This window comes from Pseudomonas sp. HLT2-19-2, assembly GCF_054898005.1.
In genome coordinates this window covers 2393516-2413452 of record NZ_CM142712.1, presented here as the reverse complement: position 1 = coordinate 2413452, position 19937 = coordinate 2393516, and the positions used below count along the sequence as shown (strand labels likewise).

At 59.8% G+C, this 19937-nt stretch carries 14 protein-coding genes; 3 read left to right on the top strand and 11 right to left on the bottom strand.

Going from position 1 to position 19937, the window contains the following annotated elements:
• Positions 1-77: 77 nt before the first annotated feature.
• The 3 genes from ACYZTU_RS11195 to ACYZTU_RS11185 are packed head-to-tail and all read right to left on the bottom strand — an operon-like array spanning position 78 to position 5789.
• The gene (locus ACYZTU_RS11195; RefSeq protein ID WP_461970130.1) at positions 78-3230 is read right to left on the bottom strand and encodes an efflux RND transporter permease subunit; all 3153 of its coding nucleotides are present in this window, start codon (positions 3228-3230) and stop codon (positions 78-80) included.
• 39 nt (positions 3231-3269) lie between these two features.
• A complete protein-coding gene (locus tag ACYZTU_RS11190; RefSeq protein WP_461970128.1) occupies positions 3270-4469 on the bottom strand; it encodes an efflux RND transporter periplasmic adaptor subunit in 1200 nt (399 codons plus the stop codon).
• A 48-nt stretch (positions 4470-4517) separates the two neighbouring features.
• Positions 4518-5789, bottom strand: a complete 1272-nt coding sequence (locus ACYZTU_RS11185; RefSeq protein WP_461970126.1) for a TolC family protein — start codon at positions 5787-5789, stop codon at positions 4518-4520.
• Between the two features lie 495 nt (positions 5790-6284).
• Between ACYZTU_RS11185 and ACYZTU_RS11180 the strand changes: the two genes are divergently transcribed.
• Positions 6285-6959: a heavy metal response regulator transcription factor gene (locus ACYZTU_RS11180; protein ID WP_461970125.1), complete on the top strand. Its 675-nt coding sequence runs from the start codon at positions 6285-6287 to the stop codon at positions 6957-6959.
• On the top strand, positions 6956-8371 hold the full coding sequence (locus ACYZTU_RS11175) for a heavy metal sensor histidine kinase (protein WP_461970123.1): 1416 nt from the start codon (positions 6956-6958) through the stop codon (positions 8369-8371). Before ACYZTU_RS11180 ends, ACYZTU_RS11175 begins: the two co-directional genes overlap by 4 nt.
• Positions 8372-8459: 88 nt before the next feature.
• Here the strand turns inward: ACYZTU_RS11175 and ACYZTU_RS11170 are convergent, their stop codons facing one another.
• From ACYZTU_RS11170 to ACYZTU_RS11145, 6 genes are read right to left on the bottom strand one after another with little or no spacing between them, the layout of a single operon-like run.
• Positions 8460-10202, bottom strand: a complete 1743-nt coding sequence (locus tag ACYZTU_RS11170) for an ABC transporter substrate-binding protein (protein WP_461970121.1) — start codon at positions 10200-10202, stop codon at positions 8460-8462.
• A gap of 47 nt (positions 10203-10249) precedes the next feature.
• Positions 10250-10522: a DUF2160 domain-containing protein gene (locus ACYZTU_RS11165; RefSeq protein WP_449644666.1), complete on the bottom strand. Its 273-nt coding sequence runs from the start codon at positions 10520-10522 to the stop codon at positions 10250-10252.
• Between the two features lie 10 nt (positions 10523-10532).
• Positions 10533-11333, bottom strand: coding sequence for a carbohydrate ABC transporter permease (locus ACYZTU_RS11160; protein ID WP_017339615.1), 801 nt, complete (start codon positions 11331-11333; stop codon positions 10533-10535).
• Between the two features lie 8 nt (positions 11334-11341).
• Positions 11342-12208, bottom strand: coding sequence for a carbohydrate ABC transporter permease (locus ACYZTU_RS11155; RefSeq protein WP_449644665.1), 867 nt, complete (start codon positions 12206-12208; stop codon positions 11342-11344).
• Positions 12205-13302, bottom strand: coding sequence for an ABC transporter ATP-binding protein (locus tag ACYZTU_RS11150; RefSeq protein ID WP_461970119.1), 1098 nt, complete (start codon positions 13300-13302; stop codon positions 12205-12207). Before ACYZTU_RS11150 ends, ACYZTU_RS11155 begins: the two co-directional genes overlap by 4 nt.
• Positions 13302-14396: an ABC transporter ATP-binding protein gene (locus tag ACYZTU_RS11145; RefSeq protein WP_461970117.1), complete on the bottom strand. Its 1095-nt coding sequence runs from the start codon at positions 14394-14396 to the stop codon at positions 13302-13304. The genes ACYZTU_RS11150 and ACYZTU_RS11145 overlap by 1 nt, the downstream gene beginning before the upstream one ends.
• Positions 14397-14667: 271 nt before the next feature.
• Between ACYZTU_RS11145 and ACYZTU_RS11140 the strand changes: the two genes are divergently transcribed.
• Positions 14668-16500, top strand: a complete 1833-nt coding sequence (locus ACYZTU_RS11140) for a sigma-54-dependent Fis family transcriptional regulator (protein ID WP_461970115.1) — start codon at positions 14668-14670, stop codon at positions 16498-16500.
• Between the two features lie 187 nt (positions 16501-16687).
• Here the strand turns inward: ACYZTU_RS11140 and cysS are convergent, their stop codons facing one another.
• Together cysS and ACYZTU_RS11130 are read right to left on the bottom strand one after the other, a co-directional pair.
• Positions 16688-18070, bottom strand: coding sequence for a cysteine--tRNA ligase (gene cysS, locus ACYZTU_RS11135; RefSeq protein WP_461970113.1), 1383 nt, complete (start codon positions 18068-18070; stop codon positions 16688-16690).
• A gap of 21 nt (positions 18071-18091) precedes the next feature.
• The gene (locus ACYZTU_RS11130; RefSeq protein ID WP_461970111.1) at positions 18092-19789 is read right to left on the bottom strand and encodes a glutamine--tRNA ligase/YqeY domain fusion protein; all 1698 of its coding nucleotides are present in this window, start codon (positions 19787-19789) and stop codon (positions 18092-18094) included.
• Positions 19790-19937: the final 148 nt, after the last annotated feature.

The following is a 19937-nucleotide window of genomic DNA, read 5'->3' as shown; positions in this document are numbered from 1 at the left end:
TCAGGGTATCAATCCGAACCTTTCGTCACGGTGGCGCCGAAATTACATATCCGTTATGTGACCTGAGAAACATTGGCTTATGGGGTGGGACTCACTTCCTCTTCACGCCGATGCGCCAGCTGATACAGCGCAGGCAATATCAACAACGTCAAAATGGTCGAAGACAGAATCCCGCCAATCACCACCGTCGCCAGCGGCCGCTGCACTTCCGCACCGGTGCCGGTTGCCAGGGCCATCGGAATGAAGCCCAGGGAAGCCACCAGCGCCGTCATCAACACCGGCCGCAGACGCGTGAGCGCACCTTCGTTGATCGCATCACTGAGTGAGCGCCCCTCCTCGCGCAGGTTGCGGATGAACGCAATCATCACCAGCCCGTTAAGCACCGCCACCCCCGACAGCGCAATGAAGCCCACACCCGCCGAGATCGACAGCGGAATGTCACGCAGCCACAACGCCATGACGCCGCCGGTCAACGCGAACGGAATCCCGGTGAACACCAGCAAGCCGTCCTTGAGGTTGTTGAACATCATGAACAGCAGGCCGAACACCAACAGCAAAGCCACGGGCACCACGATCTGCAAGCGCCTGGCCGCCGACTGCAACTGCTCGAACTGCCCGCCCCAACTGGTCCAGTAACCGGCCGGAACCTGAACATCGCGCTCGATCACTTCGCCGGCCTCTTTGACGAAAGAGCCAATATCGCGCCCACGGACGTTGGCGCTGACGATCACCAGACGCTTGCCGTTCTCGCGGCTGACCTGATTCGGCCCCAACACCAGATCGAGGCTGGCGACTTCCTTGAGGGCGATGAATGCGATCTGGTCGGTTGCGCCATTGAGCGGCGCCGGCACCGGAATCAGCAGCGCCGACAGGCCTTCAATGTCTTTGCGCATGGCATCGGACAAACGCACCACCATGTCGAAACGCCGGTCGCCTTCATACAACGTGCCCGCCTGACGCCCGCCGACCGCCACCGCAATGGTGTCTTGCACATCTCCGACGTTGAGCCCGTAACGCGCAGCCTTGTCGCGGTCGATGTTGATGGTCAGCACCGGCAAGCCGGTGGTCTGCTCGACCTTGACCTCTGACGCGCCACTGACCTTCTGCATGGCAGCAGCAATCTTCGCCGCCGTGGCGTTGAGCACCGCCATGTCATCACCGAACACCTTGACCGCCACGTCGCTGCGCACGCCGGAGATCAGCTCGTTGAAGCGCAACTGGATCGGCTGCGACAGTTCATAGTTGCTGCCCGGCAACGTCGCGGCGGCCTGTTGCAGTTCGGCCATCAGAGTCTCGCGGGACTTGCCCGGATCCGGCCACTGCTCTTTGGGCTTGAGCATCACGTAGCTGTCGGAAATGTTCGGCGGCATAGGGTCGGAGGCGATTTCGGCGGTGCCGGTACGGGCGAACACGCGCTCGACCTCCGGCACTTTGCCGAGGATCAGGGTTTCCAGACGCTGCTGCATGTCCACCGACTGCGTAAGGCTGGTGCCCGGCACCCGCAAGGCTTGCAGGGCAAAATCGCCCTCACTGAGGCTCGGCACAAACTCGCTGCCCAGGCGGCTGGTCACCACGCCGCTGAGCGCAATCACGCCCAACGCCATGCCCACGGCCAACGCCCGATGGCTCATCACCCAGGCCAGCGCCGGTGCATACACCTGCCGCGCACCGCGCATGACCACGCCTTCCTCTTCTTTGACTTTACCGGTGACAAACAGCGCAATGGCCGCGGGTACAAAGGTCACCGACAACAGCATGGCGCCCAGCAGTGCGATGACCACGGTGAAGGCCATAGGGTGGAACATTTTCCCTTCGACACCGCTCAAGGCGAAGATCGGCAGGTACACGACCATGATGATCAACTGGCCGAAAATCAGCGGTCGGCGCGCCTCTTTGGCTGCCGCAAAGACTTCGTGAAAACGCTCGGAACGGGTCAGCAACCGCCCATGATGCCGCTGCGCATGGGCCAGCCGGCGCAGGGTGTTTTCGACGATCACCACCGCGCCGTCGACGATGATGCCGAAGTCGAGCGCGCCGAGGCTCATCAGGTTGGCGCTGACTTTGTTGGTGAACATGCCGGTGAAGGTGAACAGCATCGACAGCGGAATCACCATCGCGGTGATCAGCGCCGCGCGGATGTTACCCAGAAACAGGAACAGAATCGCGATGACCAGAATCGCCCCCTCCACGAGGTTTTTCTTCACCGTGGCGATGGCCTTGTCCACCAGGTGCGTGCGGTCATAGACCGGCACGGCGATCACGCCTTTGGGCAGCGAACGGTTGATCTGCTCAAGTTTGCTGGCCACTGCTTGGGAGACGGTGCGGCTGTTTTCGCCGATCAGCATGAACACTGTGCCGAGCACCACTTCGCGACCGTTTTCGGTGGCGGCACCGGTGCGCAGTTCGTGGCCGATGTCCACGGTTGCGACGTTCTTGATCCGGATCGGCGTACCGTCGACATTGGCCATGACGATGTTGGCGATGTCTTCGGTGCTCGCCACTTGCCCGGGCGCACGAATCAGCAACTGCTCACCGCTGCGCTCGATGTAACCGGCGCCGACGTTGGCGTTGTTGCGCTCCAGCGCCGTGACCAGATCGGTGAGGGTCAGCTTGTAGGCCGCCAGCCGTTTCGGATCGGGAGCGATCTGGTACTCCTTGGCGAATCCGCCGATGGTGTTGATCTCGGCCACACCGGGGACGTTGCGCAATTGCGGCTTGATGATCCAGTCCTGAATCACCCGCAGATCGGTCGGCGTGTAGGTCGTTCCGTCGTCCTTGAGCGCCCCTTCCTGCGCCTCCACCGTCCACAGGAAAATCTCGCCAAGCCCCGTGGAAATCGGCCCCATCACCGCTTCCGCGCCCTCGGGCAGTTGCTCCTTGGCGATCTGCAGGCGTTCGTTGACCAATTGCCGGGCGAAGAACAGGTCGGTGCCGTCCTTGAAGATCACCGTGACCTGCGACAGCCCCGAACGCGACAGCGAACGGGTCTGCTCCAGCGCCGGCAGACCGGCCATGGCGGTTTCAATCGGGAAGGTGATGCGCTGCTCGGTTTCCAGCGGCGAGAACCCGGCCGCACCGGTATTGATTTGCACCTGGACGTTGGTGATGTCGGGCACGGCGTCGATCGGCAGCTGTTGATAACTGGCGATGCCGAGGCCGGCCATGAGCAGAACGGCGAGCAGCACGATGATGCGCTGCTCGATGGCAAACTGGATCAGGCGTTCGAACATGAGAACCTTCTCGACGAGGGGGCGGATCGGTGGGAGTCTTCAGTGAGAGTGCTCAGCCGAGGCTTTGCCCAGTTCCGATTTGAGAACGAAGCTGCCGGCGCTTGCGACTTGCACGCCCGATTCCAGCCCTTGAGTGATTTCCACCTGACCGGCCGCGCGACTGCCCAGCTCCACCACTTGCGCCTTGAAGCCATCGGCGGTGCGCACGAACACAGTGGGTTTGTCCTCGACGGTCTGGATCGCGGCTTCAGGTACAGCGACTTTGGCTTGGCGGCTGTCGGTCGCGACCAGTGCGGTCACGAACAGCCCGGGACGCCACGCGCCTTGCGGGTTTTCCAGGGTCACGCGAACGGTGGCGGTGCGCGTCTGCTCTCCCAGCAAACTGCCGACGTAAGACACGTTGCCCGCGACTTCGGCGTTCAGCTGCGCAGCGCTGACGGTGACCGGTTTGCCCACCTGCACCTTGTTCAAATCCTTGGGCGAAACGCCGAAAGTCACCCACACGCGGGACAGGTCCGAGAGCGTGAAGGCATTGCTGGTTTCGTCGACCACTTCACCCGGCGTCAAGTGTTTTTCCACCACCACGCCGTCGAACGGCGCGCGCAACTCATAACGATTGCCACCGCTGGCGACCACACTGCCACTGAGCACGCTGATTTTCTGCCGGGCGTTGTTCAGGGCGATTTCGGCTTCCTCCAACGCCTGACGAGCCTGAAGGAAATCCTGCTCGGCGGAGATCTTGTCTTGCCACAATTGCCGTTCACGCTCGTAAGTGGTGCGCGCCAGCGCCAAGCGCCGTTGCGCGGCAGCCTGCTCGCTGCGCTGATCGGAAATCTGCTGACTGGCGATCACCGCCAGCAACTGGCCCTTCTTCACCGACTGCCCGAGATTGACTGACACCGACTCGACCACTCCCGGCACGCGCGGCACGACGTGGGCTGTGCGGTCTTCGTCAAAGCGCACTTCACCGGGAAACGGCAAGCCGAGGCTGATGTTCTGCGCCCGTGCTTCAGCCAATTGAATACCCGCCGCTGCGATCTGTTCGGCGCTCAACGTCAGGTGCCCTTCTTCGCCTTCGGCATGTTCGCCGTCGGCTACCGCACCTTCTTCGGCGTGATCGGCGTGTTCCGCCGCTTCATCGGCGTGGGCATCAATGGAAGAATTGCCCGCCCATATCGAACCGATACCAATGCCCAGCGCCAGCGTCGCCGTAGCGACAACGATCAGTTTTTTATCCATGGAAACTCCTCTGCGTCATGCCATCGCGAGTGATCTGAAAGATGAAATTCAAGGGCTGACGGCAAACGTGCCGAGATCGCCGAAAATGCGTTCGATGCGTACTCGTGCGTCTGTCGCTTCGGCGACTGCCTGGATGTATTGGGTGCGAGCACTGATCAGGGTGCGCTGGGCGTCGAGCACGTCGAGGAAGCCGAACTTGCCCATTTCGAAACCGCGAGTGGCGCTGTCGACCGCACTTTGCGCGGCGGGCAGGATGGTTTGGTTGAACGCCTTGACTTCGCCGTTAGCGGTCTGCCACTGCTCAATGGAGGTCTGGATTTCCGTGCGCAAACGCAGCTCGGTGGCGTTGCGCAGATCCCGCGCCTGATCGGTGCGCCGCGCCGCCGCCAGCACGTTGCCCTGATTGCGGTTGAACAGCGGAATCGGCATCGACAGCCCGACCACATTCACCCGCTCGCGCTCCAGCTCGCTGTACTGGCTGCCGACGCTCACGGTCAGATCCGGAATCCGCTGCGCCTTTTCCAGCCCCAGTGATGCCTCGCGCTGATCGATCTGCAAGTTGGCCAAACGCAGCTCAGCGGTCTCGTTCAGTCGCTCAAGCAATCGGGTTGGCGGCGGCACGGCGGGCATGCCTTGAGCGGCAGTTTGCACATTGACCGACGTCGGTAACGGTGAGCCCATGGCTTGCGCCAATTGCCGGTAGGCATTGGCCTGATCGCGCTCGGCCCGACTCAGCTCCAGACGCACTTCGGACAATTGCACTTGCGCCCGGGTGCCTTCGACTGGCGACGATTTTCCCGCCTCGATACGCCCTTGCGCCACACGCAACCCGTGCTCGGCCAGTTGCAACGACTGGCGGGACAACTGCAGCCGTTGCTGCGCGGTCTGTGCGCTGTTGAACGCTTGAATCACGTCCGCCCGCAAGGCATTGCGCTTGCGCTCCAGCTCGATCCCGGCGGCATCCTGCGCGCGGCTGGCAACGTCGATTCGTGCACCGCGTTTGCCGCCCAGTTCAATCGGTTGGCTGAGCATCACCGTGGTGGTGCGCGACTCGCGGCGGGTGTCTTCGACCTCCCACGACACTTCGGGATTGGGGATCAAACCGGCCTGCTTGCGGTCACCCTCGGCGATGCCGATCTCCCATTGCGCCGCCGCCAGGTCAGGGTTGCCGGCGAATGCCGTTTGCAGGGCCTGCTCAAGGGTCAGTGTCGATGCATTCGCAAGACGCGCGCCGGCCAGCAGCAAAACGCAGCTGGCCGTCACCACCCTTGCTGTTTTTTTCAGGCGTGATCGCGCCGTCAGTTCTCTTAAACCGGGCAATGGAATACTTCCTTTTTAAATCAAGTCTTTTTAAATCGAGAGCGTTCGGAGTCGCCACGGTAGGGTTTCTAACTTATCGACAAGGTGACTGGAACATTACAAATCCGTTATCAACAGCTCGAGCAAGTTGTTTTGCTCTAGCATGCAAAGTGCAAAATCTGATGTAGCAATAGATAGAAACAAATGACCTGTAGTTATCCGCCGAACAGTACTTGCCTGAGTTCAGTTCTCATGAGGCGCGTGAACTTTTGGCCGCGTCTACTGCGACAGGCTGTCGCAGATAGGCCTTTTCAGTGCTCAAGACCGCGCGCCTTAGTTGACTCTGTAGCTACTACAGCCTTTACCTTGCACGCCCTCCCGCGGAGAAATCTCTGTAGGAAAACGGGAATTCACAGCATCTAGTCGTTTTTACAAGCCCTCCGGAAGCCCTTACAAAACAACAATTTTTCCGACCACCTTAATTACATATCCATTAAATAAAAGTGGTGATTAATCATGCGAATCCTTGTCGTCGAGGACGAGTTTAAAACTGCCGAATACTTGCATCAGGGATTGACGGAAAGTGGTTATATCGTTGACCACGCGGCAACCGGCGCCGATGGACTGCATCTGGCCCGACAACAGGTTTATGACCTGGTGATACTGGACGTCAATCTGCCGGAGCTGGACGGCTGGGGCGTGCTTGCACAACTGCGTCGCACCCACTCCACCCGGGTGATGATGCTGACCGCGCGCGGTCGCCTGGCCGACAAGATCCGTGGCCTCGACTTGGGCGCCGATGACTATCTGGTCAAGCCGTTCGAATTTCCGGAACTGCTGGCGCGGGTGCGTACCCTCATGCGCCGCAGCGAGAATATCCCGATGCCGCAGGTGCTCAAAGTCGCCGATCTGGAACTCGATCCGGGCCGCCACCGCGCCTTTCGCGGCGAGCAGCGCATCGACCTGACCACCAAGGAATTCGCCCTGCTGCACCTGTTGATGCGTCAGTCCGGCGAAGTGCTGACCCGGACCCAGATCATTTCGCTGGTGTGGGACATGAACTTCGACTGCGACACCAACGTGGTCGAAGTCTCGATCCGGCGTTTACGGGCGAAAATCGACGACCCGTTCGACAGCAAATTGATCCATACCCTGCGCGGTGTCGGTTACGTGCTGGAGGCACGGGAATGAAGCCGGCGAGCCTGTCGCTGCGTCTGGGTCTGACGGTCAGTACTCTCGGGGCGCTGCTGGTAGTGTTTCTGGCGAGCCTGGCTTACTTCGCCCTGACCCATGAGCTGAACGCATTATCCAGAGACAGTCTGGATAAGAAGATGGAGCAGGTTGAACACAGCCTGTCGCTTTACACCGATCCCGGGGAGATCCGTTCGAAGCCGCACATTTTGCTCGATCAGGTCATGGGGCATGACAACCTCACCCTGACCATTTATGACCGCACCAATCTGCGCTCCCCGCTGCTCAAATCCGGCTCCGGCATGGCCGATCCGCGCGTCGAACTGAAGGCTGTGCGGGCGGCCACCGATCAACTGGCCTACTCCAACAGCACCCACGCTGAGGGTGCAAAATTCCTCACCGCCTCCAGGCTGATCCGCATCAAGGACGGCACCAGCGTCCCGGTGCTGCTGTCGATGGACGATACCCACGATCAGGCCTTGCTCAGCGCCTATCTGCGCTCGACGCTGATTGCCTTGCCGTTGCTGCTGATCTTCATCGGCCTCAGTGCCTGGGGGGCGGTGCAACGAGGACTGGCGCCGTTGCGTGAGTTTCGCAAGGTGGCGGCGATGGTTTCGACGCAAGACCTCGACCATCGGCTGTCGATGGTGAACATGCCACAGGAGCTCAGTGAACTGGCGCAGGGCATCAACTTCATGCTGCATCGCCTCGACAGCGGCGTGCAGCAGTTGTCGCAGTTCTCCGATGACCTCGCCCACGAACTACGCTCGCCGATCAATAACTTGATGGGCAAGGCCCAGGTGACACTGTCTAGGGAGCGCACGGACGAGGAGTACAAAAACGTTTTGGTGTCATGCACCGAAGAGCTGGAACGCGTCGCGCGGATTGTCTCGGACATGCTGTTTCTGGCCCAGGTCAGTCACCCGGCAGCGCTGGCGCCATTCGAGCCAGTCGCACTGCATGAGGAAGCCTTGAAAGTCGCAGACCTGTTTTCCCTGTCGGCGCAGGACAAGCATATTCATTTGAGTGTGGTCGGCAGCGCTCGGGTGCTGGGTGACCGGTTGATGATTCAACGCGCGATCTCGAACCTGCTGTCTAACGCCCTGCGCCACTGCCCGGCCGAGCAAACGGTTTCGTTGCTGATTGAGCAAGGCCCAACACAGGTTTCACTGCTGGTCAGCAACCCCGGCGCGGGCATCGAAGCGCAACACCTGCCGCACCTGTTCAACCGTTTTTACCGGGTCGACAGCAGCCGCTCCCGCTCGCAGGGCAGTACCGGGCTGGGCCTGGCCATCGTGCGTTCGATCATGAGCTTGCATCAGGGAGTGGCCGAGGTTAAGAGCTTGCCGGGGCTGATGACGGTGTTTCGGTTGGCGTTTCCTGCGGTTGAGGGCGCAGCAACATCGTGTTGACGGAAAGGCTCAGGGCGTGAAGGCGTCCGCACAGGCACAAAAGAGAACGGCACCTTTCGGTGCCGTTCGCGTTTCACTGTCCAGCTGTTTACTTCCGCGCCGCCTCCCACGATTTCAGCAGTTCGGCATAGCTCACGGTTTCACCTTTAGGCTTCTCGTCCGCGAGTTTCGGTTTCGGCGCTCCCGGCTGATCGAACCAGTACTGCGCATCCCGCTCAGGATTCATTTTTGGCCCGCAGGTCGGCTGTACCTTGGAGCGTTCCAGACGGGTCATGATCGCGTCCTGATCCTTCGCCAAACCATCCAGTGCCTGTTGCGGGGTTTTCTCGCCGCTGGCGGCTTCCGCGATGTGGCTCCACCACAGTTGCGCCAGACGTGGATAGTCCGGCACGTTGGTGCCGGTCGGGGTCCATTGCACGCGGGCCGGGCTGCGGTAGAACTCCACCAGCCCACCGAGTTTCGGCGCCAGGTCGGTCATGGCTTGCGAGTTGATGTCCGACTCGCGGATCGGGGTCAGGCCGACGATGGTTTTCTTCAGCGACACGGTTTTCGAGGTCACGAACTGCGCGTACAGCCAGGCCGCCAGTTTTTGCTTCTCGGGCGTGGATTTGAGGAAGGTCCAGGATCCGGCGTCCTGATAACCGAGCTTCATACCCTCTTCCCAATACGGGCCTTTTGGCGACGGCGCCATCCGCCATTTCGGCGTGCCGTCGGTATTCATCACCGGCAGGCCCGGTTTGGTCATGTCGGCGGTAAACGCGGTGTACCAGAAGATCTGCTGGGCGATGTTGCCCTGGGACGGCACCGGGCCAGACTCGGAGAAGGTCATGCCCGCCGCTTCCGGTGGCGCATATTTTTTCATCCAGTCAACGTATTTGGTGGTCGCATACACCGCCGCCGGGCCGTTGGTGTCGCCGCCGCGGGTTACGCTGGAGCCGACCGGGCGGCAGTCCTCGACGCGGATGCCCCACTCGTCCACCGGCAAACCGTTGGGGATGCCTTTGTCGCCAGCACCGGCCATGGAGAACCAGGCATCGGTAAAGCGCCAGCCGAGGGACGGGTCTTTTTTGCCGTAGTCCATGTGCCCGTAGATACGCTTGCCGTCGATTTCCTTGACGTCTTCGCTGAAGAATTTGGCGATGTCTTCATAGGCCGACCAGTTCACCGGGACGCCCAATTCGTAGCCGTACTTCTCCTTGAACTTGGCTTTCAGCTCTGGCCGTTCGAACCAGTCGGCGCGGAACCAGTAGAGGTTGGCGAACTGCTGGTCGGGCAGCTGATAGATCTTGCCGTCAGGCGCTGTGGTGAAGGAAATGCCGATGAAATCCTTGATGTCCAGGGTCGGTGAAGTGAAGTCCTTGCCTTCGTTGGCCATCAGGTCGGTGATCGATTCGGTCTTGCCGTAACGAAAGTGCGTACCGATCAGGTCCGAGTCGTTGACCCAGCCGTCATAGATGTTTTTGTCCGATTGCATCTGGGTCTGCAGCTTTTCAACCACGTCGCCTTCCTGCAGCAAGTCGTGAGTCAGCTTGATCCCGGTGATCTCGGTAAAAGCTTTGGCCAGCACTTTGGATTCATATTCGTGGGTGGCGATGGTTTCCGACACCACTTTGATGTTCATCCCGCGAAACGGCTCGGACGCCTTGATGAACCACTTCAGCTCTTCCAGTTGTTGATCGGCCGTCAGCGTGGACGGCTTGAATTCGCTGCCGATCCATTTCTTCGCGGCGTCTTCATAGGCATCGGCCCAGGCCGAAGCGCTCAAACCGCTGAGTGCCAGCATGGCTGCCAATGAAACGCTATGTCGCAGCTTATTGTTTTTGTCGAACATAGAGACCTCCTTATTGAGTTTCGGAGCAACATTGCCGAGCGATTCGACTAGCCCCAACGCATCACAGCCAACAGCCACACCAGGGACAACGCGGACGCCACCCAGATGCTCCAGTCGGTGACGCCGATTACCAGCAGATGCAGGTAGGCGCTGCCGAGAAGACCGATAAACAACCGATCGCCACGGGTGGTGGCAATCGGCAACAAACCACGCCGAAGAATGCTCGGCGAACGCAATTCCCACGTCGTCATGCCCACCAGAATCAGGCCAATGACGATAAAGAACGCTGCTGTGGGGGTGGTCCAACTCATCCATTCCATCATCAGCTCCTCAGACCCGGCCCAGGGCAAAGCCCTTGGCCACGTGGTTACGAACAAACCAGATCACCAGCATGCCCGGCAGAATGGTCAACACCCCCGCCGCCGCCAGCACGCCCCAATCAATGCCGGACGCCGAGACCGTGCGCGTCATCACCGCCGCAATCGGTTTGGCATTCACCGACGTCAGCGTTCGCGCCAGCAGCAGCTCGACCCAGGAAAACATGAAGCAGAAAAATGCGGTGACACCGATCCCGGAGCCAATCAGCGGAACGAAAATCTTCACGAAGAACTTGGGAAAACTGTAGCCATCGATGTAGGCGGTTTCGTCGATCTCCTTGGGCACGCCGGACATGAAACCTTCGAGGATCCACACCGCCAACGGCACGTTAAACAGGCAGTGGGCCAAGGCCACAGCGATGTGGGTGTCGAATAAACCAATCGAGGAATACAGCTGGAAGAACGGCAGCAAAAACACCGCCGGTGGCGCCATGCGGTTGGTCAGGAGCCAGAAGAACAGGTGCTTGTCGCCGAGGAACCGATAGCGCGAAAACGCATACGCTGCCGGCAGCGCCACACTCAGGGAGATGACCGTGTTCAGGCTCACGTAGTACAGCGAGTTGAGATAACCGGTGTACCAGGCCGGATCGGTGAAGATCACTTTGTAGTTGGCGAAGGTAAAATCCTGCGGAAACAGCGTCAGGCCACTAAGGATTTCGGTGTTGCTCTTGAAGGACATGTTCAGCAGCCAGTAGATCGGCACCAGCAGGAACAGGATGTAGATCAGCAATGGGATCAGCTTTCTTTTGCTCATGGCGGACCTCAGCGGTTGGCGTCAGAGTGAGTCATGGCGGTGTAGAACAGCCAGGACACCAACAAGATGATCAGGAAGTACACCAGCGAGAAAGCCGCCGCCGGGCCGAGGTCGAACTGCCCGATCGCCATCTGCGTCAGGGTCTGACTGAGGAAGGTCGTGGCATTACCCGGACCGCCACCGGTCAGCACGAACGGCTCGGTGTAGATCATGAAACTGTCCATGAACCGCAGCATCACCGCGATCAGCAACACGCTCTTGAGTTTGGGCAACTGAATATGTCGGAAAACTGCCCAGGCCGACGCGCGATCAATCCGTGCCGCCTGGTAATAGACGTCCGGAATCGCCCGCAGCCCCGAGAAACACAACAGCGCCACCAACGACGTCCAGTGCCAGACGTCCATCACCAGCACCGTGACCCAAGCGTCCATGGTGTTGGACGCGTAGTTGTAGTTCAGGCCCATGGCCTTGAGGCTTGCGCCGAGCAAACCAATGTCCGCCCGACCGAAGATCTGCCAAATGGTGCCGACTACGTTCCACGGAATCAGCAACGGGATCGCCAGAATGATCAGCACCAGCGACGACCAGCGGCCCTTGGTCGGCATGGTCAGGGCGATGGCAATACCCAGCGGGATTTCGATCAGCAGCACACAGCCCGAGTAGATGAACTGGCGCAGCAACGAGTCATGCAGGCGCGGATCGAGCAGCACTTGCCGGTACCAGTCGGCGCCGACAAAGTAGCGGCTGGACTGGTCGAAGATGTCCTGCACCGAGTAGTTGACCACGGTCATCATCGGGATCACCGCACTGAACGCCACCAGCAAAAACACCGGCAACACCAACCACCAGGCCTTGTTGTTCTGCACCTTGTTCATGGCTGCGTCTCCAGCAGGTAATCGTCGGCATACACCATCAACCACTGGGCCGGAAAGCTGATGTAGGCGGTTCCCTCAGGCACTGGCTTGTCTTCGGCCAGGCGCACTTTCAGCGGCGCGCCGTCGAGGTTCAGGGTCATGATCTTGTAGGTCCCGAGGTCTTCAACGTGTACGACCTGCGCCTGCATCGCGTCGTCAAAGGGTTCGTCCCACACATGGACGAACTCTGGACGGATACCGACCTTCAGGGTGTGCCACTCGGATTCGGCGATGCGTTTCTGTTGGGCGTCCGACAGCGGCAAATGGGTCGAAGCAAAACCGACACCACCTGGCTGCGGCTGAACCTCGATCAGGTTCATCCCCGGACTGCCGATGAAATAGCCGACAAAGGTGTGGCTCGGTCGCTCGAACAGTTCTCGCGGCGTACCGAATTGCACAATCTGCCCGCCGTACATCACCGCGATCTTGTCGGCGAAGGTCGAGGCTTCGAGCTGATCGTGAGTGACGTAGACCATGGTGATGTTGAACTGCTCGTGGATCTGCTTGAGCTTGCGCCGCAGCTTCCACTTCAGGTGTGGGTCGATCACCGTCAGCGGTTCATCGAACAGGATCGCCGAGACGTCATCGCGCACCAACCCGCGGCCCATGGAGACTTTCTGCTTTTCATCCGCCGTGAGGTTGCGCGCCTTCTTGCTCAGCAACGCCTGGAGGTCGAGGACTTCGGCGATTTCCTGCACCTTGCTGAGAATTTTCGCCTCGGCCATGCCCTGATTGCGCAGCGGAAAAGCCAGGTTGTCGAACACCGTCATGGTGTCGTAGACCACCGGAAACTGGAAAACCTGGGCAATGTTGCGCTTTTCCGGGGTCAGGTCATTAACCACTTTATTGTTGAACAGCACCTGCCCTTGGGACGGGCTGAGCAGCCCGGAAATGATGTTGAGCAAGGTCGACTTGCCGCAGCCTGATGGCCCGAGCAAGGCATAGGCACCGCCCTGTTCCCAGACGTGATCCATCTCGCGAATCGCGTAATCCTCGGGGCCGCTCGGCGTGCGGGTGTAACTGTGCGCGAGGTGTTGCAAACGAATTTCGGCCATCAGGCAACCCTCGCGATACGGCGACCGGGCGCCTGGACCAACTGCCCCTGCCTATCGAACACAAACAGTTTATGGGTCGGGATATAGATGCGAATCGGCGCATCGACGTCGTATTCGTGGACGCCCGGCAAGTGCAGCACCAACAGAAAATGCTCGTTGCGCACGTGCAGGAAGGTTTCCGAACCGCTGATCTCGGCCACCTCGACAGTCACCGCCAGCTCCAGATCATCGTCGTTGCTCGGCACCAGCGAAATATGGCTGGGCCGCACGCCAAAGCGGAACTCGCCCTCGCCCACCGGCCGCAGATCGACGTTCAGCGGGAAGTGCACGAAATTGGCGAAACTGACTTCGTTGCCGGCGATACGCCCCGGCATCAGGTTGATCGGCGGCTCGGAGAACAGCTCCGCCGCCAGCACGGTTTGCGGCTGGTGATAAACCTCGGAAGACTTGCCGCTCTGAATCACCCGGCCCTCATGAAGAATGGTGGTGGTGCCGCCCAGGGCCAGGGCTTCATTGGGTTCGGTGGTGGCGTAGATAGCGATGGTGTGGTGAGCCTTGAACAGCTCGCGCATTTCCTGACGCAGTTCTTCGCGCAGTTTGTAGTCGAGGTTCACCAGCGGCTCGTCGAACAGGATTAGCTCGGCGTCCTTGACCAGCGCCCGGGCCATCGCCGTGCGCTGTTGCTGACCACCGGAGAGTTCGAGGGGATGGCGCTGGAGGAACTTCTCGATGCGCAACATCTTCGCGGTTTCCAGCACTTTGCTCTGGATCAGCTCATTGGACACACCGCCCTGGCGCAACGGCGAGGCGATGTTCTCGAACACCGTCATGGTCGGGTAGTTGATGAACTGCTGATAGACCATCGACACATTGCGCAAACGCACCGGGCGCTGGGTAACGTCGACACCGTTCATCAGGATGCGGCCGCTGTCGGGCTTGTCCAGACCGGCCATCAGGCGCATGAGACTGGTTTTGCCGGACAGCGTGCGCCCGAGCAAAACGTTGAAGGATCCGGCTTCGAAACTAAGGCACGCATCGTCGATCCAGGTCTGGCCCTCGACGGTGCGGCTGACGTGCTCCAGGGTTAATGACATGGCTCGGCCTTTTTATTATTGGAGTCAAGCGACCGGAGCTACAGAGCGACATTCGTGCCAGAAATTGCAAGCCTTTGATTCGACTTGAAAATCCTTCAAATGGAGGATAAACCGCGTTCATTGCTGAACAGAAATGAACAACCGCGGCTGAACAATTGAACAATCCACCCATTGACAATGAACAATAGTGAACAACACTCTACGGATGCTTTGGGCTCGCAAAGACGAGCGCATAACAAAAACAACAAAGCTTTTTCAGAGACTGCCGACCATGGCCGCACTCGCATCAAAGCTCTCCCACGACGCGATCATTCAGGACTCCTGGTCCCGCTGCCGCGCGTTCGGTCTCAATCATCAGAGCGCACCGGCGTTTGATCAGTTGCCGGCCGAGGGCATTGCGCAATTGCTGGAGAGCCAGCACTCACTGGTACAAACCACTCACCAGGAAGTCCTGCCGTATTACGAAAATATCCTCAGTAACTCAAATTGCCTGATCATGCTCGCCGACAACCAAGGCCAGGTGCTGACAACCTGGGGCACCCAGCGCTTTATCGAGCCGAGTCTGACCCGCGGTTTCAGCGCCGGCGCCAGCTGGATGGAACGGTGCAGCGGCACCAATGCCATTGGCACCGCGCTGGCCTGCGAACAGGCGGTGCACATCGAGCACGATGAACATTTCCTCAAGGCCAACCGTTTCATGACCGGTTCCGCCGCGCCGATTTTCAATGCCGAGCGCAAGGTGATCGCAGTGCTGGATGTGTCCAGCGACAGTTACCTGCCGCCGTCGCACACCCTCGGCATGGTCAAAATGATGAGTCAGACCGTGGAAAACCGGCTGATCCTCAACCTGTTCCATGGTCAGCATTTCCAACTGACCTTCAACACCGGACTGAACAACCTCGACAGCCAATGGGCGGGCCTACTGATCTTCGACGAGACTGGCCAGGTGCTGTCGGCTAACCGCCGCGCCGACAATCTGCTGGGCATCAGCCTGTCGCGGGTTAGCGTCGAAAGCCTGTTCAAGGTCTCGCTGCTGGAACTGCTGAACCAGCCGGACGGCCTGCCCTTCGCCTTGCAAGCTTCGGGGCGCAACCGCTTCCAGTGCCTCTTGAAACGGCCGAAACAGGCTGAGATTCAGGCGCGGGTGTTTGTCGAACCTGCCGTTTCGGCTCCGGCGGCGATCAGCCTGAACACCCTGCATTTTGGCGACAGTCGCGTGGAAAAAGCCGTGCGCCAGGCCAAGCGTTTGCTGGAAAAAGACATTCCGTTGTTGATCCACGGCGAAACCGGGGTCGGCAAGGAGGTCTTCGTCAAAGCCCTGCATCAGGCCAGCTCTCGAAGCAAAAAACCATTCATTGCCGTCAACTGTGCAGCCATCCCCGCCGAACTGGTGGAGTCCGAGCTGTTTGGCTACGAGAAAGGCGCGTTCACCGGCGCCAACCAGAAAGGCAGCATCGGGCTGATCCGCAAGGCTGACAAAGGCACCCTGTTCCTTGATGAAATCGGTGATATGCCGTTGCCAACTCAGGCTCGACTACTGCGAGTGTTGCAGGAGCGTTGCGTGCAACCGGTGGGCAGCAGCGAGTTGTTCCCGGTGGATATTCGCATCATCTCGGCAACCAACCGCTCGTTACGCGAGCAGGTTCAGCTCGGGCGGTTTCGTGAAGATCTTTATTACCGGATTGGTGGTTTGACCCTCGAACTGCCTCCCCTGCGCGAACGCAGTGACAAAGAAGCACTGTTTAAGCGCCTGTGGGAGCAACACCGCGAACCGAGCCAGTGGGCCGGGCTGAGCCGAGAAGTGCTGGAGTTGTTCAGCCGACATCCGTGGCCGGGGAATCTGCGCCAGGTCAGCAGCGTGATGCAGGTGGCGCTGGCCATGGCTGAGGAACAACCGGTGCGGCCGGAGCATTTGCCGGATGATTTTTTTGTGGATATGGAGATGGAGCCCGTGGATACGCCAGAGCCACTGACCGTCGACCTGAATGATGCAGAGGATTTGAATCGGCAGTTGCAGGCGGCTGGGGGGAATATTTCGCACCTGGCGCGGCGGCTTGGGGTTAGCCGAAATACTCTTTATAAACGGTTGCGCCAGGCCGAGTGACGAGCGAGCCGCAGCTGACTGATCGTTCCCACGCTCCGCGTGGGAATGCAGCCCGGGACGCTCCGCGTCCCATGCCGAAGCGGACGCGGAGCGTCCATTGAGGCATTCCCACGCGGAGCGTGGGAACGATCAGTGGGCAAACAAAAACCCGCACAAGGCGGGTTTTGTTTTGCAGCAAACACAGCAATCAGTCAGCCAGACGCCAAGTCGTTCCACCCTTCCCGTCTTCCAGCATCACGCCCATGGTGGTGAGCTGGTCGCGGATGCGGTCCGATTCTGCCCAGTCTTTACCAGCACGAGCCGCCAGACGCGCAGCAATCAGCGCATCAACCTCAGCCGCATCAACCCGCCCTTCAGCGCCAGCCTGCAGGAAGTCATCCGCTTCGAGTTGCAACACACCCAGCACGCTGGCCAGTTCCTTCAAGCGTGCTGCCAGACCGGCCGCGGTGTCGAGATCGCTCTCGCGCAAACGGTTGATCTCGCGAACCATCTCGAACAACACCGCGCAGGCTTCCGGCGTACCGAAGTCGTCGTTCATCACCTGGGTGAAACGCTCGACGAACGCTTCGCCACCGGCCGGCGCCACGTTCGGCAGGCCTTTCAACGCGTGGTAGAAACGCTCGAGTGCGCCTTTGGCGTCCTTGAGGTTGTCTTCCGAATAGTTGATCGCGCTGCGGTAGTGGCTCGACACCAGCAGGTAACGCACGACTTCCGGGTGGTATTTTTCCAGCACGTCGCGAATGGTGAAGAAGTTGTTCAAGGACTTGGACATCTTCTCGCCGTTGATGCGAATCATGCCGCAATGCATCCACGCGTTGGCGTAGGTCTTGCCGGTGGCCGCTTCGCTCTGGGCGATTTCGTTTTCATGGTGCGGGAACTCAAGGTCGCTGCCGCCGCCATGAATGTCGAAGGTCTCGCCGAGGCAGCAAGTCGACATCACCGAGCACTCGATGTGCCAGCCCGGACGACCGGCGCCCCACGGCGATTCCCAGCTTGGTTCGCCCGGCTTGGTGGCTTTCCACAGGACAAAGTCCAGCGGGTCCTGCTTGGACTCGTCGACTTCGATCCGCGCGCCGATGCGCAGGTCTTCAATCTTTTTGCGCGACAGCTTGCCGTAGCCCATGAACTTGGCGACGCGGTAGTACACGTCGCCATTGCCCGGGGCATAGGCGTAACCCTTGTCGATCAGGGTCTGGATCATGCTCAGCATGCCAGGGATATGATCGGTGGCCCGCGGTTCCATGTCCGGTTTGAGGATGTTGAGGCGCGCCTCGTCCTCGTGCATCGCGGTGATCATGCGCTCGGTCAGCACGTCGAACGGCTCGCCGTTCTCTTTGGCCCGATTGATGATCTTGTCTTCAATGTCGGTGATATTGCGCACGTAGGTCAGGTTGTAACCGCTGAACCGCAACCAGCGGGTCACCAGGTCAAACGCGACCATGCTGCGGCCGTGGCCAATGTGGCAGTAGTCGTACACGGTCATCCCGCAGACGTACATGCGCACATTGTTGCCATCCAGCGGCTTGAATACTTCTTTGCTCTTGGTGAGCGTGTTGTAGATCGTAAGCACTGAGTGCTCCTTAACGCTGAATCACTGGCCCCACGAATCGCGCAGGGTCACGGTACGGTTGAAGACCGGAGAACCTGGTTTCGAGTCCTTGATATCCGCGCAGAAGTAACCTTCGCGCTCGAACTGGAAACGGTCTTCCGGCTGTGCATTGCCCAACGAAGGCTCGGCACGACAACCGGTGAGGACTTGCAGCGAGTCAGGGTTGATGTTGTCCAGGAAACTGGCGCTGTCTTCGGCTTTCTCAGGGTTGGCCGAACGAAACAGGCGGTCGTACAGACGCACTTCGCACTCGACGCTGGCAGCGGCCGGCACCCAGTGCACGACGCCTTTGACCTTGCGGCCTTCAGGGTTCTTGCCGAGTGTTTCCGGATCGTAGGAGCAACGCAGTTCGACGATGTTGCCATCGGCGTCCTTGATCGCTTCGTCGGCACGGATCACATAACTGCCGCGCAGGCGCACTTCGCCATTCGGCTCCAGGCGTTTGTAGCCTTTTGGCGGCTCTTCCATGAAGTCTTCACGGTCGATGTAGATCTCACGGGCGAACGGCAGAACGCGCACGCCCATGTCTTCTTTCGGGTGGCACGCCAGTTCGAGGTTCTCGACCTGGCCTTCCGGGTAGTTGGTGATCACGACTTTCAGCGGGCGCAGCACGCACATGGCACGCGGGGCGCTGTGGTCGAGGTCGTCACGGATGCTGAATTCCAGCATGCCGAAGTCGACCACGCCGTCGGAACGGTTGGTGCCGATCATGTCGCAGAAGTTGCGGATCGATTTCGGCGTGTAGCCACGGCGGCGGAAGCCGGACAGCGTGGACATGCGCGGATCATCCCAACCGAGAACGTGCTTTTCATCGACCAGTTGCTTGAGCTTGCGCTTGCTGGTGATCGTGTAGTTCAGGTTCAGACGGCTGAACTCGTACTGACGCGGTTGCGCCGGCACGGGCAGGTTCTCGAGGAACCATTCGTACAGCGGACGGTGGCTTTCGAACTCCAGGGTGCAGATCGAGTGGGTGATGCCTTCGATAGCGTCCGACTGACCGTGGGTGAAGTCGTAGTTCGGGTAGATGCACCACTTGTCGCCGGTCTGGTGGTGGTGAGCGTGGCGGATGCGATACATGATCGGGTCGCGCAGGTTCATGTTCGGCGAGGCCATGTCGATCTTGGCCCGCAGCACGCGTGCGCCATCCTTGAATTCGCCGGCCTTCATGCGGGCGAACCAGTCGAGATTTTCTTCCACGGAGCGGTCACGGAACGGGCTGTTTTTGCCCGGCTCGGTCAGGCTGCCGCGGTATTCCTTGGCCTGTTCGGGGCTCAGGTCATCGACGTAGGCCTTGCCGGCCTTGATCAGTTCAACGGCCCAGTCGTGCAACTGGTCGAAATACTGCGAGGCGTAGCGCACTTCACCGGACCATTCGAAGCCCAGCCATTTGACGTCGCTTTCGATCGCGTCGATGTATTCCTGGTCTTCCTTGGCCGGGTTGGTGTCGTCGAAACGCAGGTGCGTGACGCCGCCAAATTCCTGGGCCAGACCGAAGTTCACGCAAATCGACTTGGCGTGACCGATGTGCAGGTAACCGTTGGGCTCAGGCGGGAAACGGGTGACGATCTGCGAGTGCTTACCCGAGTCCAGGTCCGCCTGGATGATCGGGCGCAGGAAATTGACCGGCACGGCAGGGCCGGTCTTGGAATTCGAGGTAGGGTCGACAGTGGGCTTGCTCATAGGATCCTTGAACGTACAAGTGCGCGGCCGGAAGACAGCCTGACAAAACAAAGCCGCTATCATAGCCGATGCCGTCAAGCCGCTGACAGAGCAGGCCCGAAAACGGCTGCATTTAATCGGATGCACATGAAAAACAGCCTCGAAATTC

What these genes read in the sequence shown, in the direction of transcription:
- ACYZTU_RS11170 (WP_461970121.1), bottom strand. Translation starts at nt 10,202, where the DNA reads ATGTTCGACAAAAACAATAAGCTGCGACATAGCGTTTCATTGGCAGCC.
- ACYZTU_RS11155 (WP_449644665.1), bottom strand. Translation starts at nt 12,208, where the DNA reads ATGAACAAGGTGCAGAACAACAAGGCCTGGTGGTTGGTGTTGCCGGTG.
- ACYZTU_RS11190 (WP_461970128.1), bottom strand. Translation starts at nt 4,469, where the DNA reads ATGGATAAAAAACTGATCGTTGTCGCTACGGCGACGCTGGCGCTGGGC.
- ACYZTU_RS11150 (WP_461970119.1), bottom strand. Translation starts at nt 13,302, where the DNA reads ATGGCCGAAATTCGTTTGCAACACCTCGCGCACAGTTACACCCGCACG.
- ACYZTU_RS11140 (WP_461970115.1), top strand. Translation starts at nt 14,668, where the DNA reads ATGGCCGCACTCGCATCAAAGCTCTCCCACGACGCGATCATTCAGGAC.
- ACYZTU_RS11145 (WP_461970117.1), bottom strand. Translation starts at nt 14,396, where the DNA reads ATGTCATTAACCCTGGAGCACGTCAGCCGCACCGTCGAGGGCCAGACC.
- ACYZTU_RS11165 (WP_449644666.1), bottom strand. Translation starts at nt 10,522, where the DNA reads ATGGAATGGATGAGTTGGACCACCCCCACAGCAGCGTTCTTTATCGTC.
- ACYZTU_RS11180 (WP_461970125.1), top strand. Translation starts at nt 6,285, where the DNA reads ATGCGAATCCTTGTCGTCGAGGACGAGTTTAAAACTGCCGAATACTTG.
- ACYZTU_RS11160 (WP_017339615.1), bottom strand. Translation starts at nt 11,333, where the DNA reads ATGAGCAAAAGAAAGCTGATCCCATTGCTGATCTACATCCTGTTCCTG.
- ACYZTU_RS11175 (WP_461970123.1), top strand. Translation starts at nt 6,956, where the DNA reads ATGAAGCCGGCGAGCCTGTCGCTGCGTCTGGGTCTGACGGTCAGTACT.
- ACYZTU_RS11130 (WP_461970111.1), bottom strand. Translation starts at nt 19,789, where the DNA reads ATGAGCAAGCCCACTGTCGACCCTACCTCGAATTCCAAGACCGGCCCT.
- ACYZTU_RS11195 (WP_461970130.1), bottom strand. Translation starts at nt 3,230, where the DNA reads ATGTTCGAACGCCTGATCCAGTTTGCCATCGAGCAGCGCATCATCGTG.